This is a genomic window from Bradyrhizobium sp. 35 (assembly GCF_023073215.1).
GTDB lineage: Bacteria > Pseudomonadota > Alphaproteobacteria > Rhizobiales > Xanthobacteraceae > Bradyrhizobium > Bradyrhizobium canariense_D.
The window spans coordinates 1-6,704 of record NZ_JADPJC010000039.1 but is presented as its reverse complement, the minus strand read 5'-3'; the positions used below and the strand labels follow the sequence as shown (position 1 = coordinate 6,704).

Below are 6,704 nucleotides of genomic sequence, written 5' to 3'. Positions count from 1 at the left end.
GCCAGCATGCCGCCGTGCTCGGGCCGGTCAAGGCCAAGCCTTGCGGTGGCCGCAAACGCGGCCAGCCTTGACCGCCCCTGCGCGCGGCGGCTGCGAGATCGATGGCCGGGACGGAAGAATGGCCTGCGGCGCAGCCGAACAAAAGAATGGACGTACGCGATTTCTGCAATCGTCATCTCGGTCATGAAAAAAATCGCTTGTCCATCTCATCCGTCGTCCGCAAGTGTTTCCAGTGCTCGGCCGGGAAGTCGTAGAACGCCAGTAGCGTGTCTCGATCCTTGCTCAGGCAATCGGCGGCCTTCTCGTACTTCAGCGCGTAGCTCTCGATGAAGGCGTCGAACGCCAGCTCGGCGGCGAGCTTCGTTTCAGCCATCCAGATCTCCTGCAACGCGCGTTTGGCCTTCGGCTGCTGGCTCTTCGGCAACTTGGCGATTACGTTGGCGGTCTTGTGCACCCAGCAGCGCTGCTCGCGCGTTTTCGGCCAGACCTCGCCGGCCGCCTTCCAGAACCCGAGTGCGCCATCGGCGATGGTAAGCTGCGGCGCCACGTCGAGCCCGCGCCGCTTCAGATCGAGCAGCAGATCGCGCCAGTCCTGCGCGCTCTCGCGGGCGCCATCGGTGAAGCCGACCAGTTCCTTGCGGCCTTCCGGCGTCGCGCCGATCAGCACCAGGATGCACTGCTTTTCGTCTTCGAGGCGCGCTTGAAGATGGATGCCATCGGCCCAGATGTAGACGTAGCGCTTCGCCGACAGATCGCGCCTCTGCCACGCGGCGTGCTCGTCGAGCCAGCCATCCTTCAGGCGACCGATGGCGGATGCCGACAACCCGGCAGCATCCTTGCCGAGCAGCGCAGCCAGCGCCTCAGAGAAGTCGCCGGTCGAGATACCCTTCAGGTAAAGGATCGGCAGCAGCGTCTCGATCGACTTCGACCGGCGCATGTAGGGCGGCAGGATCGACGGCGAGAACCGGATGCGGCCAGGATCGGCGGCGTCCGCTTCGCGATCGCGTACACGCGGCTGGCGGACGGCGACCGGACCGATGCCGGTCATCACCTCTCGCTCCGGCAGGTGACCGTGGCGGACGACGCGCTGGTGGCCGTCCCAGGTCTTCAAATCGGCATGCTGGCCGAGAAAGTCTGCAACCTCGGCCTCGACCGCCTGGGCCAGCAGGGCACGCGCTCCATTGCGCAAGACTTCTGTGAGTTGATCGTCGAAGATTCCTGGCTGAATCAGATGGATGACGTTATCGTTGGACACGGCATATCGCTCCTTCGGGGGAGAAGTGGAGGCGTCAAGCACCCCCACGATATGCCGCCTTTCCGATTCCCGCCGTCACCAACTTTGGGCGATAGCTCTGCCACCAGCGGTGTTCAGAACTTCGGCAAAGGCGCTCTCCGGGCGGTATCTCTCGTTGATTGAGCGCGAGGAGATCGCACTTCTCAAGCTGCAGGGCCATTCCATAGAGGAGATGGGACGTCGCCTGGGACGTGATAATCGAGCGAGACGCGGGCCAGGAGCCATTCCGCGAACTAATTTTCGGCATCCCGCAACGGCGCCAGGACAGGCCTTTCGACGGTCCCGAACAATTTTCCGCGGCTGACGCCGATCCGGCGCATGACGTGGGCGTTGATGCGCTCCAACGCGGCGGTGATTGCGGCGAAGCCGCCCGAGGATATAGGTCTGGGCAAAACGAATTCCAGCCTGCACTTTTGCCTTATCCCGGGTTTTCTTGGCCGTGCCGGAAGGATGCCACGCCTTAATGGGACTCCATCATCCCGTAGCTGCGAATGATTTCAGGGGCGGTAGAAGGAAGCCGGGTGCGCGCCGGACTTCAGATTGTCAGGGACGACGAGGCGGGGCACCCCGCAAAAGAAACGGAACATGCGGACATGGGCCTCGATCCAGTCCGTAAGTGCCTGCGTCAAGGTCGCCTCGGCATAGGTGTAATTCGGGGCGCAAAGCACGGCGACAAAGATCTCCGGCTCGCGCACCAACCCCGGTTGCGCGTTCAACGATCATGATCTTCTTGCCGGAATAGTTGACAAAGACCTTGTCGCCGGCCGGATGGACCTGCCGCATCGTCGGAGACAGCCGCCGCTCGATCCCGGACCAGATCGCAGAACCGGCTGTAGCCATAACCTTTCGGATGGACCGCCCGGTACTCCTCCCACAGCAGCATCAGATTGACGCCAGGCAGCTTCAGCTCACAGGCCAGCGAGGCCCAATCCGGCTCAGCTCGGCGGCGGAAGCCGGATCTGACGCCGGCATGGGCAAACAGACGTTGTTCAAGAACGGCGTCGGTCAGATCGCCCGCCAACGGCCACGCCAGCCCGGCAGTCGAGGCAGCTTGAGATTGTCCTGGATCGTGCTGCGCGCCACCCCGAGAGTGCGCCCGATCTCCCGGGCGCTCACCCCATCACGGGCAACCCGCAGCATCTGTCGTATCTGTCGCATGGTCACTTCTCGCCACGCCGGCAGCCTCTTCCCCTCGTTGATCAAGGAGGGACTTAATGCCTGAGGGGCTGACCCAAACGAAAACGCCGACTTCCAAAACCCGACCGGCTTCAAGTCGGCACGATGGCCGGCTTCAAGTCGGAATACCCGGCCGGAATAAATCGGAATCCGCACCTCACTGCTGACGCCGACCGCAACGATCACCGCGACTGACACGATGCGGCCATTCTGGCGCACCTTTACGTAGGTGGCGTCGATCCACAGATAAGGCCAGTCACCCTCGATCGGGCGGGCGAGGAACGCCTTCACCTTGTCGTTGATCTCGCCGCACAGCCGGCTGACCTGGCTCTTGGAGATGCCGGTCATGCCCGTCGCCTGCACCAAATCGTCCACCAAGCGGGTCGAGACGCCCTGCACATAGGCTTCCTGCAACACGGCGGCGAGCGCCTTCTCGGCCAGGCAGCGGTTCCAGGAAACCCGGAAAGTAGGAGCCCTTGCGCAGCTTGGGAATCCGCAGCTCAACCGCGCGGGCGCGGGTCTCCCAGATCCGCTCGCGGTAACCGTTGGGCTGGGCCAGGCGCTCGGGATTCTTCTCGCCATAGGTGGCCCCGGTTTGGCCTTCGACTTCCAGCTCCATCAGGCGCTGGGCGGCAAAGCCGATCATCTCGCGCAACAGATCGGCATCGAGGGTCTCCACCGAGTGTGCGCAGGTTCATCATATCGTCCGTCATCGCTGGGTCCTCGGTTGCCTTGGCGTGTCGTACCCGATCCTACCGGAGATCGCGTCCCGTGGCGTGGTGTAGCTCGCGGCGGGTCACCGCGTTCGCCGGCAGGAGCCGGGCCGGTCAGCTGGCGATAGCTTGAAAGGCTGGCGCTGGGATCATCGCTCATCGACACCATGGTTTCCAGCGTGGGGTTGGGTCGCCGATAGCGTCGTGCCAATGTTCAACAGGTACCTGGCTGGTGACGATGGTGGAGGCGCGACCGTGGCGATCGTCCAGTAAAAGCTCGAAATGTCACTCTCGCGATGACCAATGTGGATGCATCGTCCCGGATGACCGACAGTCGCGGAGACTGCTTGAGATTTTCTCGATGGGAATCCGGGTTGGATTCTTCTTAAACGCTGCGGTCCCTCTGAATTTCTTCGGGCCCAGAACTTAACGGCCGCCGACCCCAGCGGCACCCCTCGATTGTACCCGCGAGGCTCGAATGCGTCAGATGCCGTTGCCGCATCCGGCGGGAGCCCTACACTGGACTGTTGTCGCTTCGCTTGTCGAGACTTGCAAGATCAACGACGTCGATCCGCTCGCGTATCGCACCGACGTCCTGACAAGGATCGTCGAGGGGCATCCAAACCGCGACATCGACCAGCTACTGCCCTAGTCATTGGAGCATCACTGCATCATGGTGGCGCCTCTCCGTCCCGGTGAAGGTCGCGGAGGCATATCCGAGCGCGGAGTTGATACGTCCGGAGGTTCCGGATGCGGCGCATGGGCAAGTGCGACTAACGTCGCGACTCTGAGGATTTGAACTCGGCTGCGCGACTCCTCCGCAACGGCGTGTCGCCGCTCTCGGTATGGCGAGTTTGCGAGACAGATGTCCCCCCGGGCCGCGAACCCGATCGACAGTTGGCTGTCGCTGGACCGCGACGTGCGTTGGCGCGCCGAGGTCGGTGCTCGATCATCGCCGACCGCCGCGGTAACGATCAGAGGCCAGCCCCTGGAACGAGCGCGCCGCCTGCGTCATTTAACTGCCGCAAGTCAGCCCCGAGCTCCTACGGTCCTGCTCGCAATTCGGCTACAAGAATAGATAGTCCTCTACATCTCGCGGATGACGTACGAGGAGCTGCCAGACCACATACAGGCCGTAATGCGGCTAATCGCGATAGGCGAAAAGGTGCAGCAATGAAAAGAGTAGTGAACCCCTTAGACCTCTCACGCTTCGTTCATATGTATGACGATGCTGCCATTCGTAAAGGTATCAAGCTCTCGATAGGGTTCGATTTTGATGAGTATATCTCGATCACAGAGGCCGTACCAACCAAAGGGAGGACATATCCAACGTTCCGGCCTGATCGCTCCCCGATTAAGTTAGGTGAGGGATATTGGGTGGTCGGGGTGGATAAGAACAAGGAGGTTGCTCATGTGCAGGCTGCGCGACTGTATGATCTCTCGCACAGCAACCTTGCAGAACACCTTCAATCCTTGAAGTTATTCTACGCTAATCCCGCCAAACATGCACATCCAAACGATCGTTGTGTTTGCAGGGCGCCAAGTGCGCAAAAAATTGCTGGAAGGGTAGTATACCACGGTGACCTTTGGGTACGCAAAGATTTCAGAGGACAGGGTATGGCCAAAATCATGTCAAGGATATCAATAGGTGCGTCTGTTGCCATGTGGGATCCGGATTTTACGTGTGGACTCGCAGGGCAGTGGTCAGTGGACAAAGGAGTCTATGATGCGCCGCATCGCGAACCGGGGGGCTCTATATTGCGGCTAGTGGCGGAGGATATTGAGGAGGAAGAGTGGCTTTTCTGGAGAACCGCCGAGGAATTGAAAACCTTAATTGCTCGTCAGGACGGAAGCGGGTTGGCTGTGCCTTCGTGATTGTCGCCCGTACAGCAATCAGTGACTAACGATTGTTCTAGACATCGGAGCAGCGGCATGGCCCGCTTACAGGCAAGAGCCGGCGCCGCAAATTTGAACAGTCATAATTACAGCGGCGATAATCGTCCAGAACAGGAGAGACCATGAGCAGACGACCGCGCCGGATTCACACCCAGCCTTCAACGCCAAGGCTGGCCGTCGTGAACGGCGACCGGACGATAGCTCAACTGGCCGACCGATTTGGCGTCCATCGCGAATCAGATTGCGGCGTGGAAGGCGCCGCTGGAGGGCGGAGCTTCCGAGGTTTTCGGATCGGGAACTGTAACGCCCGCCGCCCGAGCGTGGACGTAAAGTTACTACACGCGAAGATCGGCGAACTAACCCTGGAGGACGATTTTTAGAAAGCGCGCTCACCAAGGCGGGATTGCTGAGCGCAAGACGATGATCGGCCGCGAGCACGATTTGTCGATCACAAGGCAAGCGGAAGCGCTGCAGATCAGCCGTTGTAGGGTCTATTACCTGCCGCGCCCGGTGTCGGACGTCAATCTTGCGATCATGCGGCGTCTCGATAGGCTGCTTCTGGAGTTTCCTTTCGCCGGTTCGCGGATGTTGAGAGGTCTGCTGGCAAGATCGGCCGCCGGCATGTCAGGACGCTGATGCGGCGGATGGGGATAGAGGCGCTTTATCGCCGCCCCCGCACCACCAAGCTCGAGCCCGGTCGCAAAATCTGTCCGTATCTGCTGCGCGCTGTGGAAATCACGCGGCCGAACCAGGTCTGGCCGATGGACATCACCTACATCCCGATGGCGCGCGGCTTTGTCTACCTCGCCGTCGTGCTCGATTGAGCGACCCGCCGAGTGCTGTCGTAGCGGCTGTCGATCACGATGAAAGCCGCTTTCTGCCTCGAGGCCCGGGAGGATGCTCGCGCCGGTCACGGCAGGCCCGACATCTTCAACACCGATCAGGGCTCACTTCACCGGCGCGGCCTTCACCGGCCTGCTCGCCAGCCACGGTGTTGCGATCAGCATGGACGGTAAGGGTGTATGGCCATGCAAGGTCTTCGTCGAGCGGCTGTGGCACCACTTGTCGACCCGGAGATTCTGTTCAGACTACTGGACCAGCTCATCACATCGACAATCGATTCCGAACCCACAATTTCGGCCAAATGGAAGTGCCCCATCATGGCAGGTATGAACCGCCCCGGGTTTGCCGGAGGCTATTTGGTTTAAGTTACGCCGCCATGGCCGGTTGTTCCAGCATGGTGTAGTAGCGTTGCTCGGCTTCGGCTGGCGGGGATGTTGCCGATGGGCTCCAGGAGCCGTCGGTTGTTGAACCAGTCCACCCATTCCAGGGTCGCGAACTCGACGGCCTCGAAGCTGCGCCATGGCCCGCGCCGATGGATCACCTCGGCCTTGTAGAGGCGTTGATGGTTTCGGCGAGAGCGTTGTCATAGGAATCTCCGACACTACCAACGGAAGGCTCGACGCCAGCTTCAGCCAAGCGCTCGGTGTACTTGATAGAGAGTAAGCGCGATTTTCTCCGCACGGTGACGCCCGCGCTTTTGACGGATGGCCTTCGTATCGAGGGCGGCATCTGACCCGTTCAGGCAGCGGCGGTTTTGGGGAAGTTGAAGGGCAGCAGGTCGG

Annotated in this window: 5 protein-coding genes and 7 pseudogenes; 4 read left to right on the top strand and 8 right to left on the bottom strand. The window is 61.0% G+C overall.

The window, feature by feature from the left end:
- Both IVB36_RS06410 and IVB36_RS06405 read right to left on the bottom strand, forming a co-directional pair.
- Positions 1 to 185 (bottom strand): hypothetical protein (locus tag IVB36_RS06410; protein ID WP_247390978.1); only part of this gene is annotated, 185 nt, incomplete at its 3' end.
- A gap of 14 nt (positions 186 to 199) precedes the next feature.
- Positions 200 to 1,255, bottom strand: a pseudogene (locus IVB36_RS06405) (IS256 family transposase); the annotation flags it as partial.
- A gap of 136 nt (positions 1,256 to 1,391) precedes the next feature.
- Between IVB36_RS06405 and IVB36_RS06400 the strand changes: the two are divergent.
- A pseudogene (locus IVB36_RS06400) lies at positions 1,392 to 1,490 on the top strand (helix-turn-helix domain-containing protein); the annotation flags it as partial.
- Between the two features lie 37 nt (positions 1,491 to 1,527).
- Here IVB36_RS06400 and IVB36_RS06395 read toward each other — a convergent pair.
- The 5 genes and pseudogenes from IVB36_RS06395 to IVB36_RS06375 all read right to left on the bottom strand — a co-directional run.
- Positions 1,528 to 1,686, bottom strand: a complete 159-nt coding sequence (locus IVB36_RS06395; protein ID WP_247390980.1) for a hypothetical protein — start codon at positions 1,684 to 1,686, stop codon at positions 1,528 to 1,530.
- Positions 1,687 to 1,791: 105 nt separating this feature from the next.
- A complete protein-coding gene (locus tag IVB36_RS06390) occupies positions 1,792 to 2,010 on the bottom strand; it encodes a hypothetical protein (RefSeq protein WP_247390976.1) in 219 nt (72 codons plus the stop codon).
- Positions 2,007 to 2,315, bottom strand: coding sequence for a hypothetical protein (locus IVB36_RS06385; RefSeq protein WP_247390974.1), 309 nt, complete (start codon positions 2,313 to 2,315; stop codon positions 2,007 to 2,009). Before IVB36_RS06385 ends, IVB36_RS06390 begins: the two co-directional genes overlap by 4 nt.
- A 311-nt stretch (positions 2,316 to 2,626) precedes the next feature.
- Positions 2,627 to 3,183 (bottom strand): annotated as a pseudogene (locus IVB36_RS06380) (transposase); the annotation flags it as partial.
- A gap of 183 nt (positions 3,184 to 3,366) precedes the next feature.
- Positions 3,367 to 3,456 (bottom strand): annotated as a pseudogene (locus tag IVB36_RS06375) (ATP-binding protein); the annotation flags it as partial.
- Between the two features lie 235 nt (positions 3,457 to 3,691).
- Between IVB36_RS06375 and IVB36_RS06370 the strand changes: the two are divergent.
- From IVB36_RS06370 to IVB36_RS06360, 3 genes and pseudogenes are all read left to right on the top strand, one after another.
- Positions 3,692 to 3,835 (top strand): annotated as a pseudogene (locus IVB36_RS06370) (transposase domain-containing protein); the annotation flags it as partial.
- A gap of 533 nt (positions 3,836 to 4,368) precedes the next feature.
- Positions 4,369 to 5,058: a hypothetical protein gene (locus IVB36_RS06365; RefSeq protein ID WP_247390972.1), complete on the top strand. Its 690-nt coding sequence runs from the start codon at positions 4,369 to 4,371 to the stop codon at positions 5,056 to 5,058.
- Positions 5,059 to 5,201: 143 nt separating this feature from the next.
- Positions 5,202 to 6,135 (top strand): annotated as a pseudogene (locus IVB36_RS06360) (IS3 family transposase); the annotation flags it as partial.
- 153 nt (positions 6,136 to 6,288) lie between these two features.
- Here the strand turns inward: IVB36_RS06360 and IVB36_RS06355 are convergent.
- Positions 6,289 to 6,591, bottom strand: a pseudogene (locus IVB36_RS06355) (integrase core domain-containing protein); the annotation flags it as partial.
- Positions 6,592 to 6,704 lie beyond the last annotated feature (113 nt).